This window comes from Amycolatopsis roodepoortensis, from assembly GCF_024628825.1.
Lineage (GTDB): Bacteria > Actinomycetota > Actinomycetes > Mycobacteriales > Pseudonocardiaceae > Amycolatopsis > Amycolatopsis roodepoortensis.
Window position 1 is genome coordinate 5,468,018 of record NZ_CP102415.1, and the last position, 23,922, is coordinate 5,491,939.

Consider the following 23,922-nt stretch of genomic DNA (forward strand, 5'->3'; position numbering starts at 1 on the left):
CGTTGGAGACCGCGGACCGGTGCCGGTCGGGGGAGGGGAGTGCAACGGCACCGGCCCGCGGGGTTCGGGGGATGGCAGCGCGCTCCGGGGCAGGTATCGCGCTGCGTTTGTGATCATCAACCTAGCGACCGATTACTACCTTCGCTAGGTGTTCTGCCGATAATTTTCGATTAATCGCGGTGGGGACCGGAGTGATTACCGAGAGCGGCTCGTCACGTTCGGGGGTACGCGCGAACCGCCGCCGGCGAAGGCGAGATCGTGGCGTGGTTGCCGAGGGGGCGCTCGGACCGCCGTTCACTCGCCGGTCTTTCAAGCCGTGATGGGACGACGCGGGTTGACCAGCGCGTGCCTGCCGGTGGTTTCGGCCGCGCTCACCCGGCTCTGCCCGGGAACGCGGCGGCGGGCTTCGCGCCGGTGGTCCTGGGAGGCCGCGGTCTGCTGGGGCGCGAGACCGCCGGCGACCAGGTGCTCGTGCGCGACCTGCCATACCGAGCAGGGGGCCTTGCACCTGTGCCAGCGGGTCGAGCAGGTGGGGCAGTCCCCGCGCTCGTCGGGCTCGTGCGCCAGGAGCATCGCGCGCCAGCCTTCGGTCAGGCGGGGGAGCTCCGAGCGGGCGACCGAGACGAGCGACTGGGCGTCCGCCCGGTTCGCGAGATCGGAGAGCATGTCGAGGCGTTCCCAAACCGCGTTGCGGAGGACTTGCCCTAGGACCTGATCCACGGAGAACTCACCGTTACCTTTCCGCCATCTTGGCGGCTTCGTTGAGCGCTGCCCTGAGCTGGCCGAGCTGGCCGGACGTCAGGCGCGCGGTCTCTCCCGGCGGCGAGACGAGAACCACCTGGTTGTCTTCGACGAACACGGTGACGGCGCGTTCACGGCTGATGAGATCGCCGCACTGCACGCGCCAGACCAGCTGTCCGCCTTCGTAACGGCGCACACTCGCGGTACGAGGGTCGACCGGTGCGGAAGGGGAGACCGGACGGCCGGCGCCGGGGGCGACGGCGACCGTCTGTTGACCGGCGGGGCCAGCCGCACGCAGGTGGCGCGTGGCCATACCGGGCCGTCCCGCGGTGATGGAGCCTGTTGCGATCGAGTCCACGAACTCCACTGGCTCTTCTCCGCTCTCTCGTTCCACGTCGTCTTCGTATCCGCGTGTCCGCACCTTTAGGGGGTTCGGAGACTTGGTAGCTCTCTGTGATCGCTGCCGGTGGCCGGTCGGTCACGGAGATCTGACAACTACAGTGATGTGAAACCGAGTGCGATAGAAGGTCGAACCGCCGTCATAGCGGTGACCGGACGGGGTTTCACGGTAAGCGGTCAAACGACTTCTGCCGGGCCGATCACGACGGGCGATCCGGTGTTTCGCACGGTTGAATAGGTGTGCCTACGCTGTTTCTCGACCCCAACGGAACTGTGAGGGGGCGCAATGGACGCCAGTATCGGTGGCGGCGCTGTCGCCGGCTCGGACGCTGCAAGCGGTTCGGGTCGCCAGAGTCACCCCGTGCCACCGGATGCCTGGGAGCAGCCGGAGATGCGAGCCGCACTGGCCACACGGGAGATCTCGTCGGTGTACCGGCTGTTGCGCAAGCACGGTGTTTCGCAGCGCCAGATCGCCGCGATGACCGGCCAGTCGCAGTCCGAGGTGTCCGAGATCCTCAAGGGTCGCCAGGTGATGGCGTACGACGTGCTCACCCGCATCGCTGACGGCCTTGGTGTCCCCCGTGGATACATGGGTCTCGCCTATGACGAGGCGACAGCGATAAAGGTCGTCGGCGCTGCCGACGGCCAGCAGGCGGAGGAGGACGAGTCCGTGAAGCGACGGAGGTTCCTCGCGCACGCCGCCCAGGTCACGATGGGCGCGGCGGTGTTCGGTCCGGAATCGGGTACGTGGTCGGCGGGGCCCGCGAAGACGCCCGCCCCCGGGCGGATCGGCATGACCGACGTCCGCCAGGTGGAAGCCGCGACCAGAGCGCTCCGGTCCCTCGACTACCAGTACGGCGGCGGTTTCTGCCGCGACGCCGTGGTCGCCCAGCTGTCCTGGGGACAGCAGATGCTCGAGTCCAACGGCACCGAGATGGTCAAGAGCAGGCTGTACGTCGCCCTCGCCGACCTGCACAGCCTCGCGGGCTGGACCTCCTTCGACACCGGCCTCATGGATTCCGCCCGCGGTCACTTCGCGAACGCGCTGGACCTGGCCAAACAGGGCGACAGCCACCCGCTGGTCGCCAACGTCCTCTACCGGATGGGCCGGGTCTACCTGCACAACGACGCCCCCAACGACGCGCTGAAGCTGTTCCAGCTCGGCCAGATCGCCGCCCAGGAATCGGGCTCCGAGCTGGCGGTCGCCGTGCTCTGCGCCAACGAGGCCTGGGCCTACGCGATGATGGGCAACGAGGAGCAGGCCACGAAGCTGCTCGGCCGGAGCAAGGACGAGTTCGCCCGCGCCGATCTGGCCGAGGCCGAGTCCTGGGTCAAGTTCTTCACCGAGACCGACGTCTACGCCATGATCGGCACGGTCCACACCGTGCTCGCCGAGAAGAACGCCGAGCACACGAAGTACGCCATCCCGGCGCTCACCAAGGCCGTCGAGTCCTACACCGACGACATGGCCCGCAGCAAGACGTTCATGCTCAGCGCCCTGGCCACGAACCACCTGCTCGAAGGCGATCTCGACCACGGCGCGAAGGTGGGCTCGAAGGCCATCGACTGCGCCGAGGGCATCAAGTCGGAGCGGGTGAAGGACCGGATGCGGCCGTTGCAGGTCGAGGCGGAACGCCGCCGGAACAACGCCGACGCCCGTGACCTCGCCGACCGCCTCAACTCCTTCTACGCAGCCTGAGCCGATCGGCCCGGGCCGGTTCACGCCCGCCATCCTGCGCGACGCCCTCGGGCGGACGTGCGATCTGCTGGGCGTGGACCCCGAAGGCGCCCGCCTGCTGAGGTTCACCAACAACGCCGTCTACGAGCTGGCGAGCGCACCGTTCATCGTCCGGATCGTCGGTTCCACCCGGCTGCGGCATCGCGTCGGCACGGTCGTGCGGGTCGCGCGGCATTTCGAACGGCACGACGTGCCCGCCATCCGCCTCGTTTCCGGCCTCGACCAGCCGCTGCCGGTCGGCGAACATCTCGTGACGGTCTGGTGGAAGGTGCCGGCGACCGGCCGGAAGGCGAAGGCTGCCGACCTCGCCGAGCTGCTGCGCCGGGTCCACGCGCTCGAACCGCCGGAAGGGCTCGCCGAATGGGCGCCGTTCGCCGCGGTCCGTGCCCGCGTTTCGGACGCGGAGGAGCTGGCCGACGGCGACCGGCGGTTCCTGCTCGAACGCTGTGCCGAGCTCGAAGCCGAGCTCGCGAACCTCGACTTCCCCCTGCCCCGCGGCCTCGTCCACGGGGACGCGCACACCGGGAATGTGATCCCGGGACCGGACGGGCCGGTGCTGTGCGATTTCGATTCCTCCTGTGTCGGGCCGCCGGAATGGGATCTGACGCCGCTCGCCGTCGGCCGGGAACGGTTCGGTGATCCACCCGCCCGCTATCGCGCGTTCGCGCGGCGATACGGATTCGACGTGACCACCTGGTCCGGGTTCTCGGTACTGCGTGCCATCCGTGAACTGAAGCTCACGACGAGTGTCCTCCCGATTCTCCGCAGTCATCCCAGCGTGCGGGATGAACTGCGGAAACGGCTGAACGATCTTCGGAACGGGCGGACCGGGGCGCGCTGGAACCGGTATCGGTGACTCACCCGGGAAAGGTATCTGCACGTGCATTCGCCGACGGCGAATGACCGTTCGTCGCTTGTCCGAATTCGCCGATCAATCGGTGACGAATTCGCCCGGGCTAATCACTTCTCCCGGCCCAATGCTCCCCCGAATGTGCAACTTGCAACTACGCTGCGTCATTCGACTCGGCGAGTTCACCCGGTCGCCGGGTACCGATCGGTGCCGTCGGGTCAGAGCTGCTCCAGCCGCGTGCGCAGAGCGTCAGCCTCCGGGCGGCCGAGGCCGACGAGGATGGGCAACGCCCGGTCGTAGAACCGCCTGGCCTCGTCGGTGTTCCCCTCCGCTTCGGCGATCTCGCCGAAAGCGGACAGCGCCCTGGCGACCTCGAACCTTGACCCGCTGGCCTCCATGGTGGCGAGCGACGCTTCGAGTTCGGTCCGCGCGGCCGCAAGATCCCCGGCCGCGGTGAGGGCACGGCCGAGGTCGGTCCGGGCGCGGGCCACGTTGTACGGATCGGCGGCCAGTACCTCGCGGGCGCGGGTGAGGTGCTCGATCGCGGGCTCCGGCCGCCCGGCCTTGAGCTGGGTCGAGCCGAGGTTGATCAGCGCGAGCCCGACGTCGTGCGCGCGGGACTGGCGCTCGCTCAGCCGGTGGTCCTCGGTGAACCACTTCACCGCGTCTTCGAGCCTGCCCTGCGCCAGCGCGACCAGGCCGAGCCCTTCCACCGACCGGATTTCGACGACCTCGTCCCCGGCCTTCCGCGCGGCTTCGCGGCCAGCCTCGTAATGCGCGACGGCCTCGTCGTACCGGCCGCTGCCGCGGCAGGCGGCGCCACTGCGGTTGTGCATCAGTGCCTCGGCGGAGGCGTTGCCCCACGCCCGCGCGCACCGCACGCCGGCCTGGCTCACCTTCAGGAAGTCCGGATAGTGCTTGCGCAGCAGGAAGAGCGGCCACATCGCGGCGGCGAGCTGCCAGCCGAGTTCCGGCAGCTGCCACGTTTCGGCGGTCTCGACGGCGGCGATCAGGTTCTCGCGTTCCCGTTCGAGCCAGGCGAGTTCTTCTTCGGGGGAGTCGAACGACACCGGCGTCGGCGGCCGGTATTCGTACCGGTACGGGATCGGGTCCTGGTCGGGGACCGTCATGACGGTGGTCTTCGACGCCGTGAAGAGGTACCACTCGAGCATTCGGCGCATCGCGATGTCGCGGTCGTAGGAGTTGCCCGCGGTCTTCTCCTTGGCGTGCAGCCGCGCGAGGTCGTGGAAGGTGTACCGGTCGTCGCCGCGGTCGATCAGCAGGCCGACGTCGACGAGCTGGTCCAGCAGGTCTTCGGCGACCTCCTCGCGCACGGCGATCGACGCGGCGGCCACGCCGACACCGAAGTCGGGGCCGGGATGCAGGCCGAGCGCCGCGTACAGCGCGGCCGCGTCCGAGGGGAGTTCGTCGTAGGAGAGGTTGAAGCTGGCTTCCACCGATTGCGCTTCTTTCGTCGAGAGCGTGGCCAGTCGACGATATTCCTTCCCCAGCTCGGTGGCGATCTTCTCCAGCGACATCTTCGGCCGCCCCGCGAGCTTGGCGCTGACCGTGGTGAGGGCGATCGGCAGGCCGCCGCACAGCTCGGCGATGGCCCGCGCATGGGCGGCTTCGGCACCGACCCGCTCCTCGCCGACGGCGCGTCCCAGCAGTTCGGCGCTGTGCGTGGAACCGAAGGGGGCCAGCTCGACCAGCCGCGCGCGATGTTCGGTCTGGAGCCTGCCCAGCCGGCGCCTCGACGTCACGATCACGAGGCTTTCGCCGCCGGTGGGCAGCAGAGGAAGCACCTGTTCGGTCGAACCGGCGTTGTCGAGCAGCACGAGCAACGGTCGCTCGGCGGTCGTCGTGCGGTAGAGGGTGGTGAGCTCCTCGACGTCCGCGGGCAGGCCTTCCGGCGGAACCCCCAAGGCCCGGAGGAACCGGCCGAGCGCTTCGCTCGCGGAGAGCGGGCCGTTGGTGCTGAAGCCACCGAGATCCGCCCAGAGGTGCCCGGCCGGGAACCGGTCGCCGAGGTGCCGGGCCCACGCGGTGGCCAGCGCCGTCTTCCCGATCCCGCCCTGACCGCTGATCAGGTGCACCGCCGGTCCGCCGGTGCCGTCCTGGGACAGGAGCTTTTCGAGCAGCGCGAGCTCGGCCGTGCGGTTGGTGAAATGCGCGGGGGCGGGCGGGAGCTGTCGCGGCCCTGAACTCACCTGCCTGGTGAGCTTCACCGCCGATCGCTGGCGCGGTACCTGTGGCGTGCTGACTTCACTTTCACCCGGCAACGGGCCGCCCATCTACCTTCCCCTCTTCGGGTTAACCCCAGCGAACGCGTAGAGCATCCCGGTGCGGGTCCGGACAGGACAGCGAAACCGGGCAAATGCGGCCGGATGGAGCAAGGTGTGTAACAGCTCCGGAAAAAGATCGCGCCACGATGTCGAGACGGGCCGGGCGGCTTCGTCCCTGGGGCGATCGCGGCCGAAGTGCCGCTCGAACCGGAGGGACGGACATGCGCAAGCTCATCGTTCAGCAGTGGGTCACCGTCGACAACATCGCCGCGGAGGAGGACGGCGGCCTGAGCTTCGTGTCGGGGGAGCCCTTCTCCGACAAGACCGAGCCGGCGTTCAAGGCGAGCGTGATGGGGCTCATCGATTCGGTCGACACGATGATCCTGGGCGCGAACACCTACGCCATGACCAAGGACTACTGGCCCCACGCCGAAGAGCAGGGTGAATACGGCGAGAAGCTCAACAACCTCACCAAGTTCGTCGCGTCGTCCGAACTGGAGGACGCCCCTTGGGGCGGTTTCCCCGCCGCGACCGTGACGCGCGACCCGGCCGCCACCGTCCGCGAGCTCAAGGAACAGGAGGGCAAGGACATCTGGCTCTGGGGGAGCTTGACCCTCATGCGGTCGCTGCTGGAGGCGGGCCTCGTCGACGAGATCCGGATGATGGTCTGCCCGGTGACCCGCGGCAAGGGGACGCGCGTCTTCGAGGACCGGCGCGACCTCAAGCCGATCGAGGCCACCGCGTTCGAGAACGGTGTCGTGATCCTGCGGTACGCGGTGGAGAACTAGGGGACGGGGCACGCGCTCCGGTGATCATGTCGCGAAAGCCACTTTCGGGACACCAGACGTCCCGAAAGTGGCTTTCGCGACACACCCCCACCCACCGACGTTGCGAAAGCCACTTTCGCAACGTTGAAGGTTGCGAAAGTGGCTTTCGCGACACGCCACCTCTCAGGTCACTACGCCTAGGTCGTCGGCACCACCGGGGCCCGCGTGAGGACGACGGCGAAGCCGAACGCGAGCCCCATCACGGTCAGTTCCAGCGTCGCCCACGCGGCCAGCGCCGTGCGGTTGTGCCGGATGATCCGCGGCATCAGCTTCCAGCGCGTGTACGCGCCGAGGCCCGCGATCACGGCGGTGCACAACAACTTCAGCAGCACCAGTTGCCCATACGGCGTGGTGAAGACGCCTTCCCAGAAGCCGAGCGACGGGTTGAGCGAGATCTCGATGAGCCCGTTGAACAGCCCCGTCGCCGCGCCGAGGATCAGGCACAGCGTCGCCAGCTTGGAGAACCGCGGCAGCGCGTGCGCCAGCAGCGTCCGGTTCCCGACGAGCAGCACCGCCATCGCGCCGAGCCCGCCGGTCCAGGCGACTGCGCTCATCACGTGCAGTTCCATCGAGATCATCGTGTAGTCGTGGTAGTTCCAGTTCGACGCGTGCCCGGTGACCGGCAGCGGCAGCAGCGCGAACAGGCCCAGCCCGACGCGGACCTCGGCGGGTACCTTCTCGCCGTGTTTCAGCGCGAGGACGCCGAGCCCAGCGTGCAGCAGGGCCAGCACCGCGACGATCAGCAGCGCCTTCCCGGCGCCGACGTCGGCGATGTAGCTGCCGACATCCGACATCGACAGCGTGCTCGAACCCGGGCGGTATTCGGCGGTCTGCAGGATCAGCGCGACGAGCGCGGTGGTCGCCCAGACCAGCGCCGCCGCGACGCCCGCGGGCCGCGCGATCCGCATGATCGGCTCGGAGAGCTTCGGCCGGTCGTAGCCGACCAGCACCGAAAGCAGCGCCAGCCCGATCGTGGCGACCGCCGAGATGTCCAGCAGTACCCGCACGATCGGGATCGAGACCGAGACCACCTCGCTGACCTGCGCGACCCCGGGGACCGGGGCGGTGGCCGTCAGCGCGACACCGATCAGGGCGCCGACGATTCCCGCCGTCACCACGCAGAACAGGACGGCGACGCGGGCTCGCGAGGTGGTCTCGGCCTGGGTCATGAGCCGCTCTTCTCCTTGTCACCCGCGCCGGTGCGCAGCGCGACGGTCAGCCCGACGGCGAGCAACACGACGGCGCCCGCGATCCACACCCAGATCGGCACGCCGGACGAGCCTTCGCCGCCGGTCGCCGGGGTGGTCTCGGCCTGGCCCGCGTTGCTGCGCGCGGCGTCGGCGCTCGCCGGGGTCCCGGTGCCCGCGGCGGTGAGGGTGAACGGCACCTCACCGGTCACGGCGTGCCCGTCCGCGGACAGGATCCGATAGCCGATCTTGTACTCGCCCGCCGGGCCGAGCGGCCGGAGCGGCACGGTCACGACGCTGTCGCGGACCTCGACCTGGCCTTCGGCCCACTGGCCGCCGCCCGGTCCGATGACCGCGATCTGGTTGACGTTCGCGTTCTGGACGTACTGGTCGAACGTGAGCGTGATCTTCGCGGGCCCGGTGGCGACCGAAGCGCCCTTCGCCGGGTCCGAGGAGATCAGGACGTTGTGCGCCAGCGCCGGGGTGGCGGTGGCGAGCCACGCCACCCCGGTGATCGCCAGCGCGACGATCGCTTTACGCATCTACTTGGTTCCCTCGGTGTTGCCGGCGGTGGCGCGGCGGGCGCGCAGGGTGGCACCGGCGCCGACGCCGAGGCCGAGCGCGCCGACGACCAGTCCCGCGCCGCCGAGCCAGCGGGCGGTGTTGTCGGACGACGAGGACGCGTGGGCCTCCTCGGAAGCCGCCTTCGTGTCGGTGCCGTGGCCGCCGCCGTGCCCGTCGGCGCTCTTCTCGGCGAGCTTCACCGTCGGCGCGGGGTGCTCGGGTTCCTCACCGGAGGCCGGGGTCGGCTGGTTCCACTCGACGACCTTGCCGTTCTCGTAGGTCTGGGTGGCGGGGAACTCGATCGTGTCGACGTTGGTCGGGAACTTGCCCGCGCTGATCTGGAACTCCTGGAACTCGGTGGACCCGGCGGCGATCTTGTTGCCGGGTTCGGCGGTCCAGGAGACCTTGGTGACGGCCTCGGTGATCTGCGTACCGGATTCGGTGGTCACCGGCGCGGGCAGCTTGGACTTGACGACCTCGGCCTTCCAGCCGGGAAGCGGCTTGGCGCGCACGGAGCTGAGCGCGTACTCGGGCTTGAGGGTGATCTCGACCTTGGTGGTGCCGGCGTCCTTCTCCTCGTTGGGGACGCGGAAGAAGATCGAGCCGTAGCCGCCCTTCGACGGCTGGGGGCCGTAGACGTTGGCGGTGACGTGGGCCGAGGCGATCCCGGCCGAGAGCAGGCCGGTGATCCCGACGGTGGCGGCCAGGAAACCGGCGCGCTTGAAGACGTGCTTGGACACGAAGAACTCCTGAACGTGAATGGGTCGGCGGGTTCGGGGACCTCGCCGGTTGGGGGGGATGAGCTGGGGTTCAGGAGAACAGCGGTGGGCCGCGCCTGCCGTGGACCCGGCGGAGGTCCACACCGACGAGGTGACCCGGCCCGGCCGGACGGGCGAGCACCGGGGCCGCCACCGCGGCGGGCACCGGGAGCGCGTTGAGGATGAAGGGGACCAGCGCGCGCAGGCAGGCGAGGACGCCGAGCAGCAGCCCGTCGGCCTTGGCCAGCAGTAACGCGGTGATCAGCGTGGCGACGACGTGCGCGACGGTCATCGCGAGACCGCCCGAAACCGGGGCCGGTTCGTCGTGCACGAGTTCGTGCGTGCTCAGCGAGCTGAGCACGAGGTGCATCACGACCTGACCGGCGCCGAGGTCGACGATGGTGGCCATCGGACCGCGGGCCTTCGCGGCGAGCGCGGCGGCGTTCCAGCCGATCAGCACGGTGAGCAACAACGTCATCGCCGTATCGGGGAGATCGCCGTCCCCGATCATGTGAGCGGTCACGGCCAGCGCTGCGGAGCTCACGCCCAGCAAGCCGCCACGTACAGCGCGTAACGCGCTTCGGTGATGGCTGCCTTTACTCACGGGTGAAGGGTATTCGACGCACGTCCGGGTGGTCGATGTCCTCCCGGCTGGTGAGCAGGGGGAAGACGGCGTGTGCGTTTGCCCGATCAGGCCGGATCGGGCAGGTTGGCGGGATAAAAGGCGGTAAACAGGGGTTTGACCGCGCGGCTTTTGGGTAGTCAGGCTCCCGATACAGCTACTCCGAATGGGTGAGGAGTCTCACCCAGAGGCGGCGGGAGAACCAGCACGCGATGAATCTCTTCGAGTACATCTCGGATCGGTGGGACAGACTCGCCCTCCAAGGGCTCCTCCATGTCAGCGCGGTCGTGCAGTGCACGATCCTGGCCGCCGTCCTCGGCGTGGTGATCGGCGTCGCCGTCTACCGCAGCCCGATCGGATCGGCCGTGGCCACGGCGCTGGCGAGCACGATCCTCACCGTCCCCTCCTTCGCCCTCCTGGGGCTTCTCATCCCCGTGTTCGGCCTCGGCGCGAACACCACCGTCATCGCGCTCGTGCTCTACGCGCTGCTGCCGATCGTGCGGAACACGATCGTCGGGCTGAGCGGCGTTGATCCGGCGGTCAGCGACGCGGCGCGCGGGATCGGCATGAGCCGGTTCGGCGTGCTGACCAGGGTGGAGCTGCGGCTCGCCTGGCCCGCGATCCTCGCCGGGATGCGGGTCGCGACGCAGATGCTCATGGGCATCGCGGTCATCGCGGCCTACGCGAAGGGCCCGGGCCTCGGCTCGGAGGTCTTCTCCGGCCTCACCAACGCGGGGAGCACGAACTCCCTCAACCAGGCATTGACCGGGACGCTCGGCGTGGTCGTCCTCGCACTGGTCCTCGACGCCGTTTACGTCCTGATCAACCGTTTGACCGTCTCTAGGGGTGTCCGTGGCTGAGTCTCCTGAAACCGTATCCGGCGTCGAAATCGAGCTGGAGAACGTCACGAAGCGCTACCCCGGCACCCGTGAGCCCGCGGTCGACGACTTCTCGATGGTGGTGCCCGCCGGCAAGATCGTGGTCTTCGTCGGCCCGTCCGGCTGCGGCAAGACCACGACCATGCGCATGATCAACCGGCTGATCGAGCCGACGTCGGGCCGGATCACCATCGGCGGCGACGACGCGCTGAAGCTCGACGTCGACACCCTGCGCCGCCGCATCGGCTACGCGATCCAGCAGGCCGGGCTGTTCCCGCATTTCACCGTCGCGCAGAACATCGCCGTGGTGCCGGGGCTGCTCGGCTGGGACAAGAAGAAGGTCAACGACCGGGTCGAGGAGATGATGGACCTGGTCGGGCTGGACCCGGCCGATTTCCGTGACCGGTTCCCGCGTCAGCTGTCCGGTGGGCAGCAGCAGCGGGTCGGTGTCGCGCGGGCGCTCGCGGCGGACCCGCCGGTGCTCCTGATGGACGAGCCGTTCGGCGCGGTCGACCCGATCACCCGCGGCAACCTGCAGGACGAGCTGCTGCGGCTGCAGACCGAGCTGAAGAAGACGATCGTCTTCGTCACCCACGACTTCGACGAGGCGGTGAAGCTCGGCGACAAGATCGCGGTGCTCGGCAACCAGTCGAAGATCCTCCAGTACGACACCCCGGACGCGATCCTCGCGAACCCGGCCGACGACACCGTCGCCGGTTTCGTCGGCGCCGGCGCCTCGCTGAAGCAGCTGACGCTGCTGCGGGTCCGCGACGTCGAGCTGAAGCAGGACGCGCTGACGGCGACGGTGAGCGAATCGCCGTCCTCGGTGCGCGAGAAGCTGACCCAGCAGCGCAAGCACTTCGTGCTGGTGCTCGACCAGCGCCGCCGTCCGATGCGGTGGGTGCACGTCCGCGAGCTGACCAAGGCGACTTCGCTGTCGACCGCGGGCAAACCGCTGCGCGACTACGTCAGTCTCCAGTCGACCCTGCAGGACGCGCTCGAAGCCATGCTCGCCGAGGGCGGCAGCGTCCCGGTGACCGGCGCGCGCGGCGAGTACGCCGGGACGATCGAGCTCGACACGGTCATCTCCACGATCCAGCAGCTGCGCGAGGAGCACTCCGACGACAGCCCGGCGGAAGGTGTGACCGCATGACGGCCGCCGTCGATACCGGTTTCTCCACCGAATCCTCGTCGAGAGGCGCCGAACGGGTCCGGCTGTTCGCCCAGCCCGCCGCGGTGCTGCTGATCGTCGCCGGGGTGCTGATCTGGGTCTTCGCCAGTGATCTCACCGCGACGGAGAAGGAAACCCTCAACGCCGCCGGGCTGCTGGCCGCGCTGCGCGACCATCTGGCGATGACCGTCGTGGTCACCGCGATCGTGGTCGCCGTGGCGGTACCGCTCGGCGTGCTCGTCACGCGGCCGTGGGCGAAATGGGCGGCGCCGGTCTTCCTGGCGGTCGCGAACATCGGCCAGGCCGCGCCCGCGCTCGGGGTGCTGGTGCTGTGGTTCATCGTCACCGGCGCCACCGGCGGGCTGTGGGTCGCGGCGCTGCCGCTGGCGTTCTACTCGCTGCTTCCGGTGCTGCGGAACACGATGGTCGGCCTGCAGCAGGTCGAGCCCTCGCTGATCGACGCCGGCCGCGGGATCGGCATGTCGGCGTCCGGCGTGCTGTGGCGGGTGGAGTTCCCGCTGGCCATCCCGCTGATCCTGGCCGGGCTGCGGACGTCGCTGGTGCTGGCCGTCGGTACGGCGACCTTCGGCATGTTCGTGAACGCCGGCGGTTTCGGCCTGCTCATCGACACCGGCTACAAGCTCAACCTGACGAAGGTGCTGATCACCGGCTCGGTGCTCGCCGTCGCACTGGCGCTGCTGGTGGACTGGCTCGGCGCCGTGGCGGAACAGTTCTTCGGACCGAAGGGACTGCGCTGACATGCGACGTCTGAAAGCACTGTTCGGCGCGGTCCTGTTGTGCGGCACGCTTTCCGCGTGCGGGCTCGAGGTCAACACCGCGCTGCCGTACAAGATCGAACCCGGTTCGATCCAGCCCATCGAGTCGCTCAAGGGCGTCAAGGTGACGGTGGGGTCGAAGGACTTCACCGAGAACATCATCCTGGGCTACATGGCCGAGATGGCGCTTTCCGCGGCGGGCGCGGACGTCGTCGACCTGACCGACATCAAGGGCTCGAACTCGTCGCGGCAGGCGCTGCTCGCCGGCCAGACCGACGTCACGTGGGAGTACACCGGCACCGGCTGGATCAACTACCAGGGCAACGAACTCCCCGTCCCCGGCGGGGAACAGGCCCAGTACGAAGCCACGAAGGCGGCGGACGAGGCGAAGTTCGGCGTCACCTGGCTGAACTACTCGCCGCTCAACGACCAGTACGCCTTCGCGGTCACCGAGGCCTACGGCGCGGCGAACAACCTGAAGACGACGTCGGATCTGGCGGCGTTCCTCAAGCAGAAGCCCGACCAGAACGTGTTCTGCCTGGAGACCGAATTCACCAGCCGCCAGGACGGTTTCCCCGCCGCCGTGCGCGCGTACGGGTTCCAGAACCCGGTGATCAAGAACTTCGGCATCGGCACGATCTACTCGGCCGTGGCGAGCGGGACCTGCCCGATCGGCGAGATCTTCACGACCGACGGCCGGATCGCCGGGCTCAACCTTCGCGTCCTCGAAGACGACAAGAAGGCGTTCCCGCAGTACAACGCCGTGCCGACACTGCGGACGGAATTCCTGAAGCAGCACCCGGAACTGCGGGGACCGCTCGAAGCCGTCGCCGCGGCCATCGACAACGAGCAGATGATCGAGCTGTGCAAGCAGGTCGACGTCGACGGTCGTGACCAGGGCGAGGTCGCCTACGAGTGGATGAAGAAGAAGGGTTTCATCAAGTAGGCCTCGTGAGTGGCTAGGACGGTTCCAACCGTCCTAGCCACTCACGAGCAGGTCAGATCCCCAGCCGGTGCAGCAGCTTCCCCTCCAGCTGGTCCAGCTCCCCGGCGACGGCCCGGTGCGCCGCCTTCCGGCGCGCGGCCGGCATCCGCTCCGAAGCGCGGACGGTCGCCGAAAGCTGCTCCAGCGTCCCCTGCGTGTCCTTCGCGAAGGCCGCGTCGGCGTCGGTCGCCTTCGCGGACCTCTTCAGCTCCGCGAGCCCCTGCGTCAGCCCCGCGATCCGCGCGTGCAGCGCGGCACCGCGTCCGCTGTACTCGCCGAGCTGGTCGACGGCGACGCCGAGCTTCTTCGCTTGATAACGGTCGTACAGCTCTCGCGCGGCACCCGCCGCTCGAACGGCGTACGGCGCGATCACCGGCAGTACGGCCGGTCCGAGCACTTTGGCCACCGCGACGGCGTTCTTCGCCTTCTTCGGGGTAAACCTGCCTTCGCCCTCGACGGCTTTGGCCTTGCGCGCCATGGCACCTCCCACGCTGTGTCACAGACGAACTTACTGGTCCCCGATGTGGCGGGCATGTCGGCTTGCCGGACGCCTTCTAGAGTGTTGTCTGTGAGTAACGAGGTGCTACTGGACGCGGGAGCGGTGAGCCGCTGCCGGCGTCGCGTGCACCTGGAACACGATCCGGCGATGAGCGAGGTGCCGCTCGCCCCGCCCGACCCCGCCGCGCAGCAGCGGATCGCCGACGCTTCAGCGCATCGCGAGGCGATCGTGCAACGCCTCATGGACGCGACCGGGCCCGACGCCACCTGGGTCAAGATCCCGCGAGACCTCCCTGCCGCCGAGCGCGTGCAGCTCACCGAAGAGGCCTTCGCCGCCGAAGCGCGCTATATCTGGGGCGCGCTGCTCCCGGTGGATCGCGCCGGTCACCGGCGTGGCGGCTCCGAGCTCCTGGTCCACACCGGCGACGGCTACGTGCCGGTGCTGGTCGTGCGGCACCGTATCACCGACCGTGGCGCGGGCGCGCCGACCACGGTGATGACCGATCTCGACCCGGCGAACCGCATGCCCGATCCGGCGCGAAAGGTCCGCTCGCAGCCGCGGGACCAGATGCGGCTCGCGCACCTCTACCGGATGCTCGAAGCGCTCGGGAAGCACGAAGGTCACCGTGCCGTCGGTGGCGTGATCGGGCTCGACGCGGACGTCGTCGTCTGGCACGACCTGTCCGCGGCCACCTGGCCTGGCGGCCGAAGCGCGCTGACGGAGTATCAGAGCCGCTTCGCCGACAGGCTCGCCATCGCGACCGCCGCCGCCGAAGGCGAGGAGCCGCTCGCCGAGCCGTCCCGCGTCCTCGAATGCCGTCGTTGCCCGTGGTGGCCGACGTGCGAGGTCGTGCTCACCGAAACGCGCGACGTCAGCCTGGTCGTCCGCGGCGAGGACGCGATGGAGCTGCGCCGCGCCGGGGTGTCCACAGTGGACAAGCTGGCCGCGCTCGATCCGGCCGACGAACCGCCGCCGATGAACTGGACCGGCGGCACGTTCGCCGACGCGATCATCCTCGCGCGCGCCTGGCTCGCCGACCTCACGATGGTGCGCAAGGTCGATCGCGTCGAGGTCCCGCGCGGTGACGTCGAGATCGACGTCGACATGGAGAGCTTCGGCGATTCCGGCGCGTACCTGTGGGGTTCGCTGCTGACGGGCGCGGACATCGGGATGGAGCAGGGTTATCGCGCGTTCGCGACGTGGGAGCCGCTGCCGACCGCGGACGAGGCCCGGTCGTTCGCCGAGTTCTGGGCCTGGTTCACCGAAGTCCGCGAGCGCACGCTCGCCGCGGGCCTGACCTTCCGCGCCTACTGCTACAACGCGCTCGCCGAGAATCGCTGGCTCTTCGGCTCAGCCGACCGGTTCGGCGAGTATCCCGGCGTCCCGAAGAAGGCCGAGATCGCGTCCTTTGTGGACTCCGAGGAGTGGATCGATCTCTTCCGCAGCGTCACCGACCAGTTCCTCTGCTCGCAGGGCAAGGGGCTCAAGGTGATCGCGCCGGTCGCCGGATTCGCCTGGCGCGACCCGGAAGCGGGCGGCGAGGCGTCGATGAGGTGGTACCGCGACGCCGTCGGCATGGACGGCGGAATCCCGGATGCCGCCCAGCGGGAGCGCCTGCTGCGGTACAACGAGGACGACGTCCTCGCGACGTATGCGCTGCGGAACTGGATGACCGATCACGCGCAGACGTCCGTGCCGTACATGAACGACCTCTGATCACCCGTTAGCCGGGCACCTTGCGTTCAGCCGCGTCCTTGCGGATACTCGTAGACGAGTACTCGTACACGAGGAGGCGACGTGAAGCGGCGCAAGGTCGGGAATCTGCTGGCGCTGGCGATCCTGTCCACGCTGAACGAGCGGCCGATGCATCCGTACGAAATGGCCTCGATCCTGAAGAGCCGCGGCAAGGACCGCGACATGGGGATCAAATGGGGCTCGTTCTACACGGTCGTCGCCAACCTGCGGAAACACGGTTTCATCGAGGCTGTCGAGAGCGGTCGCGACGGTGCCCGCCCCGAGCGGACGGTGTACCGGATCACCGACGCCGGCCGTGACGAAATGCTCGACTGGCTGCGTGAACTGCTGGCCGAACTGGCGCCCGAGGAGCCGAAGTTCGTCGCCGGGCTGTCAGTGCTGGGCTGGCTCGGGCCGGACGAGGTGATCGCCCTGTTCCGCACGCGCCTGGCGGCGCTGGACGAAGACATCGCCTCGACCCGGGCCGAACTGGCGCGGCTCCTGGAGGAGATCCCGCGGCTGGTGCTGCTCGAACTCGAATACCACCTGGCGATCCGAGTGGCGGAGGCCGAATGGGTCCGCTCGATCCTCGGAGAACTGACTTCCGGCTCGATGCCCGGCCTCGCCGAATGGCGGGCCCTGTTGGCCGAAAGGGGGAACACCGGCTAGCCGAAAGAGCCCCGGCGAGGTGTTGCAGCACCCCGCCGGGGCGGACGATCCCGCAACCGGAACCCGGCCACGAGACGGCATCTTGAGGATAACCGGGCTCCGGGAAACCGACCTGGAGTGACCATGACGAACATCAAGGACAGGAAGCGGTTCAAGCTCATCCCGGAGATGGGCGGCGCGCTGGCGCGGAACTACGCCCGGCAACGCGGCACCGAACCGCAGATCGAACTCTGGCGGACGCAGGCCCGCGAACTCACGGCAGGCCTGCCGGAAGGCGCGAAGATCCTCGAGGTCGCCTTCGGCCCCGGCTACTTCGCCGTCGAGCTGGCGCGGCTCGGCTTCTCCGTCACCGGACTGGACGTCGCGCCGACGTTCGTGGAGATCGCGGGCGAGTACGCGCGGGCTCAAGGCGTCGAGGTCTCGTTCCGCGAGGGTGATGTCGCGGCGATGCCGTTCGACGACGAGACGTTCGACTTCGTCGTCTGCCAGGCCGCGTTCAAGAACTTCGTGTGGCCCGTGAAGTCGCTCGACGAGATGTACCGCGTGCTGCGCCCTGGCGGTACGGCCGTGGTGCAGGACATGAACCGGGACGCGACCGACGGCGACATCGTGCGTGAGGTCGCGAGCATGAAGCTCGGCAAGCTGGCCGCTTTGGCGACCCGGCAGACGCTCGGCCAGCTGCGGCGGCGTGCTTACACGCCTGTCGATTTCAGCGGGCTGGTCGCCGAAACCGCGTTCCGGACGTGCGAGGTCAGCACGGCCGGGATCGGCCTGGACGTCCGCCTCACCCGTCCCTGAAATGTCAGGAAAGGGTCGTTCCTGACATTTTTCGTCAGGAACGACCCTTTCCTGGCATCCGGCTCAGCGAGGGGCCATGCGCAGCGAGCCGTCCATCCGGATGACCTCGCCGTTCAGGTAGTCGTGGTCGATCAGCGACAGCGCGAGCTGCGCGTACTCGTCCGGCCGCGCGAGCCGCTTCGGGAACGGCACGCCTTCGGCCAGCGAAGCGCGGGATTCCTCGCTCACCGTCGCCAGCATCGGGGTGTCGACGATGCCCGGCGCGATGGTCAGCACGCGGATGCCGTGCGACGCGAGGTCGCGCGCGGCGGGCAGCGTCATCCCGACGATGCCGCCCTTGGACGACGAGTACGCGACCTGCCCGATCTGGCCGTCGAAGGCGGCGACCGACGCGGTGTTGATGATGACGCCGCGCGCGTTGTCGGCCAGCGGCTCGGTCTTGGCGATGGCCTCGGCGGCCAGCGTCAGCACGTTGAAGGAACCGATCAGGTTGATCTGGACGACCTTCGCGTACAGGGCGAGGTCGTGCGGGCCCTTCTTCGAAAGGATCCGCGCGGACGGCCCGATCCCGGCGCAGTTCACCACGGTCCGCAGCGGCACGCCGGATTCGGCGGCGGTCGCGACCGCGGCCCGCACCTGCTCCGGGTCGGTGACATCGGCCTCGACGTAGGTGACGTTCTCGATCTGCTCGGCGTTCGCGATGGCACCGGCGAGGTCCAGCGCGAAGACCCGCGCGCCCTTCGCGGCGAGCGCCTTCGCGGTCGCGCCGCCGAGCCCGGACGCGCCACCCGTGACCAGCGCCGCGGTATCGGTGATCTGCATGTTCTCCCTTTCGTCGACAACCGTTCATAGGTTAACGCTCGTTCGCATCGGGCCCGGGTGGGATGGCTCACTCGGGTGCGCAGCATGTCGTGAGGAGTATTCGGACCTGAAGCATTCCGTTCGTTTGGAGGTCAACTCCGGCTGTCACCTTCAGCAGCATGAGCGCTGCTCGGATCGTGGTGGTGGGGACCGGTTACGTCGGATTGACCACGGGAGCCTGCTTGGCCGGCCTGGGGCATCGAGTCACTTGCGTCGATGTCGACCAGGCGAAGGTCGCAAGGCTCTCCGCCGGACGGGTGGACATCCTGGAGCCGGGATTGTCCGAGCTGGTGTCGAGGGGGCTGACCAGCGGAAGACTCGAATTCGTGGTCGGCGCGCGCGACGCCGTCCGGGACGCGGAGGCCGTTTTCCTTTGTGTGCCAACGCCGATGGGCGCGGGCGGCTCGGCGGACCTGCGGGCGGTCGAGGCCGTGACCGCCGAGATCGGCGACGTCATCCCGCCGGGGTGCGCGCTGGTCACCAAATCGACCGTCCCGGTGGGGACGTCGAAGCGCATCCAGGCGATGCTCGGCCGCACGGACGTGCCGGTGGTGTCGAACCCCGAGTTCCTGCGTGAGGGCACCGCGGTGGAGGACTTCCTCGGCCCCGACCGGATCGTCGTCGGCTCGGACGACGTCGCGGCCGCCCGCTGGGTCGGCGATCTCTACGCCGACCTCGCCGCGCCGGTCGTCGTCGCCGACGCGGCCAGCGCGGAACTGGTGAAGTACGCGGCGAACTGCTTCCTCGCGATGAAACTGTCCTATGTGAACTCGATCGCCGAACTGTGCGAACGCCTCGGCGCGGACATCGACCTGGTCACCGAGGGGATGGGCTACGACCGGCGCATCGGCCGCTCGTTCCTCAAACCCGGCCCCGGCTGGGGCGGCTCGTGCCTGCCGAAGGACACCAGCGCGCTGGTCCGCGTCGCCGAGTCGGTGCAGTACGACTTCACGCTGCTCACCTCGGCGATCGAGGAGAACATCGCGCAGCGGGACCGGATCGTCGCGAAGATCGCCGGCGCGGTCGGCGGCACACTGGCCGGTTCGCGGATCGGCATCCTCGGGCTGGCGTTCAAGGCCGGGACGAACGATCTGCGCGACTCGCCCGCCCTCGCGGTCGCTTCCGTGCTGGGCGCGCTCGGCGCGGAACTGACCGCCTACGACCCCGCCGTCGGCGGCCACATCGACGGCATGACCGTGGTCGACGACCCGTACCAGGTCGCGAAGGCGGCCGACGCCGTCGTCGTGCTGACGGAATGGGACGAGTTCAAGCGGCTCGACTGGACCTACATGGCCGAGCAGATGGACGGCGACTCGGTCGTCGACACACGCAATCTCCTCGACCCGCAACGAATCCTGGACGCCGGCCTGTCGTGGCAGGGCGTCGGGCGGCCGCGGGCGGCGCTGCGGCGGAAGGTCGCCGTCTCCTGACCCACCCGCCTCCCTGGTGTCCTGAACGACCCTTTCAGGACACCAGGGAGACGAGTTTCATCAGCCCTTCCACGACCTCTTCGGCCGTCGGGCCGTTCTCCGGGTCGAGCATGTGCTGCAGCATCACGCCCGAGTTCAGGGCCGTGGCCACCGCGCCGATCCGCCGCTCGTCCGCCTCGGTGAGGGTCTCCTCGTCGATCCCCAGGATGCCCGCCGCCATTCCCCGGCGGCCCTCTCGCTGTGCGGCGGCGAGCTGTTTCCGCAGCTCAGGGTGATGTTCGGACTGCACGAACGCCTCGATCGAGGCGATCCACAGCTGCCGGTTGCGCCCGTAGGAGTCGATCATCGCGCGCCAGGACGCCGCGTACTGCTCCGAGGGCGACGCGTCGGGGTCGACGGCGCTCATCATCTCTGCCTGGATTTCCCGGCCCCAGTCGTCCATCGCCTGCGAGAACGCCGTCAGCAGGAGGGCTTCGCGCGAGCCGAAGTGGTAGCCGATCGCCGCGTGGCTGACCCCGGCCGCCGTCGCGATATCCCGCACCGTCGTGCGTGACCAGCCTTTTTCCTTCAAGCACTGGATGGCGCCCGCCATCAGGTCCTCGCGATTACCCATGTCCCGGGATCCTAGGCCACGCGGTTTATCCACTTGGTTTAACCAAATGGATTGACCAAGCGTGCAAATCTGCCGTACGGTCGCTTCCATCACCACGAACCCCAGGGAGCAGCCATGACGACCACCGTTCTGATCTCCGGCGCCGGCATCGCGGGCCCGGCCCTCGCGTTCTGGCTGCGGAAGCGCGGTTTCGCGCCGACCGTCGTCGAACGTGCCCCGGCCCTGCGCGAAGGCGGCAGTGCTGTCGACTTCCGCGGCGAGCAGATGGCCCTGCTGGAGCGCATGGGAATCCTCGAGGACATCCGCGCGAAGGAGACCGCGATGGGCGCGCAGGTCATCGTCGACGTCCGGGGCAAGAAGGTCGCCCAGATGCCGTCGGTGTTCTTCAGCGGCGAAGTCGAGATCGAGCGCGGAGATCTGACCCGCATCCTCTACGACCACACGAAGGACGACGTCGAGTACGTCTTCGGTGACTGGATCACCGGGCTGGACGAGGTCGCGGACGGCGTCGACGTCGGCTTCGCCCACGGCGAGTCACGCAGATTCGACCTGGTCGTCGGCGCGGACGGGCTGCACTCGGGCGTGCGGCGGCTGATGTTCGGCGACGAAGAGCGGTTCCGCACCGACCTCGGCTTCCACGCCGCGGGCTTCACCGTGCCGAACCACCTCGGGCTGGATCATCTCGGCCAGATCTGCAGCGTCCCCGGCCGCACGGTCATGGTCGCCAGCGGTCGCGACAGTTCGGCCCTCAACGTCAGCCTCGTGTTCGCGTCGGAGTCGCTGGAGGTGCGTCGCCGCGATGGCGACGCGCAGAAGAAGATCCTTGTCGAGCGCTACGCCGACTTCGGCTGGGAAGCCCCGACGCTGCTTGAAGGCCTCGGCGACGTCGACGCGCTGTACTTCGATTCGCTCAGCCAGATCCACCTCGACAAGTGGTCACGGGGCCGGGTCGTGCTGCTCGGAGACGCGGCCTGGTGCGCGGGTCCGGGCGGTTCGGGCACCGGGCTCGCGATGATGGGCGCGTACGTCCTGGCGGGCGAACTCGCCACCGCGCAGGGTGACCACGAAGTCGCTTTCGCGCGTTACGAAGAGAAGCTGCGCGGTCCGGTGAAGATTTCGCAGAAGCAGGCGGCCGGGATCGGCACGTTCCTCGCACCGAAGACCCGGTTCATGGTCGGCTACCGGAACTTCCTCTACCGGGTGCTGGGCTCGCGGCCGATGACGAAGGTGTTCACGTGGATCACGTCGCGGGCGGCGAACGCGGCGACGCTGGAAAACTATGACGCGCCGGTGGCCGCGCGGGGATAGTTTCGGTGGGTGATGGACAAGAAGGGCTTTCGCCGCGGCTGCTACGAGGCTGCCCGGCGGACGGCCGGTGAGGTGAAGGAGTTCCGGTACTCCTGCTACGCGCCCAACTTCGACCAGTGTCACATCATTTATCCGCACCGCACCGTCGCCGTGCTGTGGACGCGGGACTGGGGCAGGAACGCGACCTGGCACGGGCTCGGCATCGCCGCGACGCCGGTGGAATTCGGTTCGCTCACCTTCATCGACGAGCCGGGGTTGCTGGCCGTCCTGAAAGAGCTGCTCCCCGTCTGCCGGATCTTCACCCGCGCCGAGCTCGAGGGGCCGCTTGACCAGGCCGCGTGGCCCTGGGTCGATGAAGACGACGTCAGGTACTGGCGGCCCGACAACCTCGGCGAAGCCCTCTTCAACTACTGGGACTGAAAAAGTAGTTAGCAAAGCGTAGTATCGGCTCCGTGTTCACGACCAGGCCGGAACTGGCCGGCACCCACGGCATGGTGGCATCGACGCACTGGCTGGCTTCGGCCACCGGTATGGCGGTGCTCGAAAACGGCGGCAACGCCTTCGACGCGGCGGTGGCGGCCGGGTTCGTCCTGCAGGTCGCCGAGCCGCATTTGTGCGGTCCGGCGGGGCAGGTCCCCGGCATCTTCGTCACCGCCGCCGACCGGACTCCGCGAGTTCTCGCCGGTCAGGGGGTCTCGCCCGCGGCCGCGACGCCGGAGTACTTCGCGGACCTCGGGCTCGACCTGATCCCCGGCAGCGGTCTGCTCCCCGCGACCGTCCCGGGGGCCTGGGACGGCTGGCTGCTGCTCCTGCGGGATCACGGTACGAAGTCGTTGCGCGACGTGCTCGGTTACGCCATCTCATACGCCCGCAACGGGATTCCGCTGGTCAGCCGGGTCGGTGACACCATCCGCGCGGTGCAGGAGCTCTTCACCGAGCATTGGCCGACGTCCGCGGCGCTATGGTTGCCCGACGGCAAGCCCGCCGAAGGGCTGCACCGCAACCCGGCCCTCGCGGACACCTGGGAGCGGCTGCTCGCCGAGGCCGAGTCGGCCACCGGCCGAGAGGCACAGATCGACGCCGGACGCCGCGCGTGGTCGCAGGGTTTCGTCGCCGAGGCGATCGAAGCGTTCAGCCGCAAGGCCTTCCGTGACGATTCCGGGCGCGATCACGCCGGTCTGCTCACCGGCGAGGACATCGCGGGCTGGGAAGCGACGTACGAGGACGCGCTGCAGGTCGACTTCGGCGAGTGGGGCCTGGTGAAGATGGGCGCCTGGACGCAAGGCCCGGCGTTGCTGCAGCAGGCGCGGTTGCTGGACGGCCTGCGGGACGAACTGTCCTATGTGGACGGAATCCCGACGGAGCGCACGGTGCACTTGGCCGTCGAGGCGGCGAAGCTGGCGTTCGCGGATCGTGAGGCTTGGTTCGGGGATTCGCCCGACGTGCCGATCGAGTTGCTGATCTCCCGAGAGTACGCGGACGCCCGCCGCGCGTTGATCACCGACGAAGCGTCCGCCGAACTCCGGCCAGGAGGCCCCTCACCGCGCCTGCCCGCGATTCTCGAAAAGCTGCGCGGGCTGGAATCCGGTTCCGGTGCGACGGGGGAGCCGACGGTCGGGCCGCTGGGCGAAACTCGGGGCGACACCGTGCACATCGACGTCGTCGACGCGGCTGGGAACATGATCTCGGTGACGCCGTCGGGCGGCTGGCTGCAATCGAGCCCGACGATCCCGGAGCTCGGTTTCTGTCTCGACTCGCGTGGGCAGATGTTCTGGCTGGAACAGGGTTTGCCGAACTCGCTGGCGCCTCGGAAGCGGCCGCGGATCACGCTTTCGCCGTCGATGGGCCTGCGTGACGGCGAGCCCGTGCTCGCGTTCGGGACGCCCGGCGGCGACCAGCAGGACCAGTGGCAGCTGTGTTTCTGGCTGGCGCACACGCTCGGCGGGCTGAACCTGCAGGAGTCGATCGACTCGCCCGCGTGGCATACGACCGCGTTCCCGAGTTCGTTCTATCCGCGTTCGTGGACGCCGCGGGAGCTGGTGGTCGAATCGCGGCTCGGTCAGTCCACAATGGACGCTCTCGCCGCGCGCGGGCACGCCGTCGTCGACGCCGGACCCTGGGCGCTCGGGCGACTTTCGGCCGTGTCGCGGTCCGGCGGTGTCCTGCGCGCCGCCGCGAACGCGCGCGGAATGCAGGGCTACGCCGTCGGCCGCTGACGCTCTCCAGCCT

The 23,922-nt window shown here is 68.9% G+C and carries 24 protein-coding genes; 14 read left to right on the forward strand and 10 right to left on the reverse strand.

Annotated features, from left to right (window positions below; genetic code table 11):
• Nucleotides 1–309 precede the first annotated feature (309 nt).
• Together NQK81_RS26050 and NQK81_RS26055 are read right to left on the reverse strand one after the other, a co-directional pair.
• A complete protein-coding gene (locus NQK81_RS26050) occupies nt 310–720 on the reverse strand; it encodes a hypothetical protein (RefSeq protein ID WP_257483598.1) in 411 nt (136 codons plus the stop codon).
• Nucleotides 721–733: 13 nt separating this feature from the next.
• Nucleotides 734–1,108: a hypothetical protein gene (locus NQK81_RS26055; protein ID WP_126732592.1), complete on the reverse strand. Its 375-nt coding sequence runs from the start codon at nt 1,106–1,108 to the stop codon at nt 734–736.
• A gap of 318 nt (nt 1,109–1,426) precedes the next feature.
• Between NQK81_RS26055 and NQK81_RS26060 the strand changes: the two genes are divergently transcribed.
• Nucleotides 1,427–2,839, forward strand: a complete 1,413-nt coding sequence (locus NQK81_RS26060) for a helix-turn-helix transcriptional regulator (protein WP_034309368.1) — start codon at nt 1,427–1,429, stop codon at nt 2,837–2,839.
• Nucleotides 2,799–3,734, forward strand: coding sequence for a phosphotransferase (locus tag NQK81_RS26065; RefSeq protein ID WP_371878811.1), 936 nt, complete (start codon nt 2,799–2,801; stop codon nt 3,732–3,734). Before NQK81_RS26060 ends, NQK81_RS26065 begins: the two co-directional genes overlap by 41 nt.
• A 212-nt stretch (nt 3,735–3,946) precedes the next feature.
• Here NQK81_RS26065 and NQK81_RS26070 read toward each other — a convergent pair whose 3' ends face one another.
• Nucleotides 3,947–5,956 (reverse strand): tetratricopeptide repeat protein, encoded by a 2,010-nt coding sequence (locus NQK81_RS26070; RefSeq protein WP_257483599.1) that lies wholly within the window; start codon nt 5,954–5,956, stop codon nt 3,947–3,949.
• Between the two features lie 278 nt (nt 5,957–6,234).
• Between NQK81_RS26070 and NQK81_RS26075 the strand changes: the two genes are divergently transcribed.
• Nucleotides 6,235–6,801, forward strand: coding sequence for a dihydrofolate reductase family protein (locus NQK81_RS26075; RefSeq protein WP_257483600.1), 567 nt, complete (start codon nt 6,235–6,237; stop codon nt 6,799–6,801).
• A gap of 176 nt (nt 6,802–6,977) precedes the next feature.
• Here the strand turns inward: NQK81_RS26075 and NQK81_RS26080 are convergent, their stop codons facing one another.
• The 4 genes from NQK81_RS26080 to NQK81_RS26095 form a co-directional block, all read right to left on the reverse strand.
• Complete coding sequence (locus tag NQK81_RS26080) at nt 6,978–8,009, reverse strand: CopD family protein (protein ID WP_257483601.1); 1,032 nt, start codon at nt 8,007–8,009, stop codon at nt 6,978–6,980.
• Nucleotides 8,006–8,569 carry a copper resistance CopC family protein gene (locus tag NQK81_RS26085; RefSeq protein WP_257483602.1) on the reverse strand — a complete coding sequence of 188 codons (564 nt, stop codon included), beginning with the start codon at nt 8,567–8,569 and terminating at the stop codon, nt 8,006–8,008. Before NQK81_RS26085 ends, NQK81_RS26080 begins: the two co-directional genes overlap by 4 nt.
• Nucleotides 8,570–9,331 (reverse strand): YcnI family copper-binding membrane protein, encoded by a 762-nt coding sequence (locus NQK81_RS26090; RefSeq protein WP_126732558.1) that lies wholly within the window; start codon nt 9,329–9,331, stop codon nt 8,570–8,572. It abuts the gene before it with no gap.
• 70 nt (nt 9,332–9,401) lie between these two features.
• Nucleotides 9,402–9,893 (reverse strand): hypothetical protein, encoded by a 492-nt coding sequence (locus NQK81_RS26095; protein WP_257483603.1) that lies wholly within the window; start codon nt 9,891–9,893, stop codon nt 9,402–9,404.
• A 290-nt stretch (nt 9,894–10,183) separates the two neighbouring features.
• On the opposite strand from NQK81_RS26095, the gene NQK81_RS26100 reads away from it, so the two are divergent.
• From NQK81_RS26100 to NQK81_RS26115, 4 genes are read left to right on the forward strand one after another with little or no spacing between them, the layout of a single operon-like run.
• Complete coding sequence (locus tag NQK81_RS26100; RefSeq protein WP_007030477.1) at nt 10,184–10,831, forward strand: ABC transporter permease; 648 nt, start codon at nt 10,184–10,186, stop codon at nt 10,829–10,831.
• Nucleotides 10,818–12,002, forward strand: a complete 1,185-nt coding sequence (locus NQK81_RS26105; RefSeq protein ID WP_371878812.1) for an ABC transporter ATP-binding protein — start codon at nt 10,818–10,820, stop codon at nt 12,000–12,002. Before NQK81_RS26100 ends, NQK81_RS26105 begins: the two co-directional genes overlap by 14 nt.
• On the forward strand, nt 11,999–12,778 hold the full coding sequence (locus NQK81_RS26110) for an ABC transporter permease (RefSeq protein ID WP_257483604.1): 780 nt from the start codon (nt 11,999–12,001) through the stop codon (nt 12,776–12,778). The genes NQK81_RS26105 and NQK81_RS26110 overlap by 4 nt, the downstream gene beginning before the upstream one ends.
• Nucleotide 12,779: 1 nt before the next feature.
• Nucleotides 12,780–13,742 carry a glycine betaine ABC transporter substrate-binding protein gene (locus tag NQK81_RS26115; protein ID WP_257483605.1) on the forward strand — a complete coding sequence of 321 codons (963 nt, stop codon included), beginning with the start codon at nt 12,780–12,782 and terminating at the stop codon, nt 13,740–13,742.
• Between the two features lie 52 nt (nt 13,743–13,794).
• Here the strand turns inward: NQK81_RS26115 and NQK81_RS26120 are convergent, their stop codons facing one another.
• The gene (locus NQK81_RS26120; protein WP_125679227.1) at nt 13,795–14,259 is read right to left on the reverse strand and encodes a DUF6474 family protein; all 465 of its coding nucleotides are present in this window, start codon (nt 14,257–14,259) and stop codon (nt 13,795–13,797) included.
• A gap of 90 nt (nt 14,260–14,349) precedes the next feature.
• Here NQK81_RS26120 and NQK81_RS26125 point away from each other — a divergent pair, with 90 nt between their 5' ends.
• The 3 genes from NQK81_RS26125 to NQK81_RS26135 all read left to right on the forward strand — a co-directional run bounded on the left by NQK81_RS26125 (nt 14,350) and on the right by NQK81_RS26135 (nt 17,481).
• A complete protein-coding gene (locus NQK81_RS26125) occupies nt 14,350–15,996 on the forward strand; it encodes a TM0106 family RecB-like putative nuclease (RefSeq protein ID WP_257483606.1) in 1,647 nt (548 codons plus the stop codon).
• Between the two features lie 81 nt (nt 15,997–16,077).
• Nucleotides 16,078–16,683, forward strand: a complete 606-nt coding sequence (locus NQK81_RS26130; RefSeq protein ID WP_257483607.1) for a PadR family transcriptional regulator — start codon at nt 16,078–16,080, stop codon at nt 16,681–16,683.
• Nucleotides 16,684–16,806: 123 nt separating this feature from the next.
• On the forward strand, nt 16,807–17,481 hold the full coding sequence (locus tag NQK81_RS26135) for a class I SAM-dependent methyltransferase (protein ID WP_257483608.1): 675 nt from the start codon (nt 16,807–16,809) through the stop codon (nt 17,479–17,481).
• Between the two features lie 63 nt (nt 17,482–17,544).
• Here the strand turns inward: NQK81_RS26135 and NQK81_RS26140 are convergent, their stop codons facing one another.
• Nucleotides 17,545–18,303, reverse strand: coding sequence for an SDR family NAD(P)-dependent oxidoreductase (locus NQK81_RS26140; RefSeq protein ID WP_257483609.1), 759 nt, complete (start codon nt 18,301–18,303; stop codon nt 17,545–17,547).
• Between the two features lie 158 nt (nt 18,304–18,461).
• On the opposite strand from NQK81_RS26140, the gene NQK81_RS26145 reads away from it, so the two are divergent.
• Nucleotides 18,462–19,772, forward strand: coding sequence for a UDP-glucose dehydrogenase family protein (locus NQK81_RS26145; RefSeq protein WP_257483610.1), 1,311 nt, complete (start codon nt 18,462–18,464; stop codon nt 19,770–19,772).
• 34 nt (nt 19,773–19,806) lie between these two features.
• On the opposite strand, the gene NQK81_RS26150 is transcribed toward NQK81_RS26145, so the two are convergent.
• Nucleotides 19,807–20,385: a TetR/AcrR family transcriptional regulator gene (locus NQK81_RS26150; protein WP_126732548.1), complete on the reverse strand. Its 579-nt coding sequence runs from the start codon at nt 20,383–20,385 to the stop codon at nt 19,807–19,809.
• A gap of 114 nt (nt 20,386–20,499) precedes the next feature.
• On the opposite strand from NQK81_RS26150, the gene NQK81_RS26155 reads away from it, so the two are divergent.
• From NQK81_RS26155 to NQK81_RS26165, 3 genes are read left to right on the forward strand one after another with little or no spacing between them, the layout of a single operon-like run.
• A complete protein-coding gene (locus NQK81_RS26155; RefSeq protein WP_257483611.1) occupies nt 20,500–21,693 on the forward strand; it encodes an FAD-dependent monooxygenase in 1,194 nt (397 codons plus the stop codon).
• A 12-nt stretch (nt 21,694–21,705) separates the two neighbouring features.
• Nucleotides 21,706–22,113 (forward strand): hypothetical protein, encoded by a 408-nt coding sequence (locus NQK81_RS26160; protein WP_257489850.1) that lies wholly within the window; start codon nt 21,706–21,708, stop codon nt 22,111–22,113.
• Nucleotides 22,114–22,145: 32 nt separating this feature from the next.
• Nucleotides 22,146–23,909: a gamma-glutamyltransferase family protein gene (locus NQK81_RS26165; protein ID WP_257483612.1), complete on the forward strand. Its 1,764-nt coding sequence runs from the start codon at nt 22,146–22,148 to the stop codon at nt 23,907–23,909.
• The last annotated feature ends 13 nt before the right edge of the window (nt 23,910–23,922 follow it).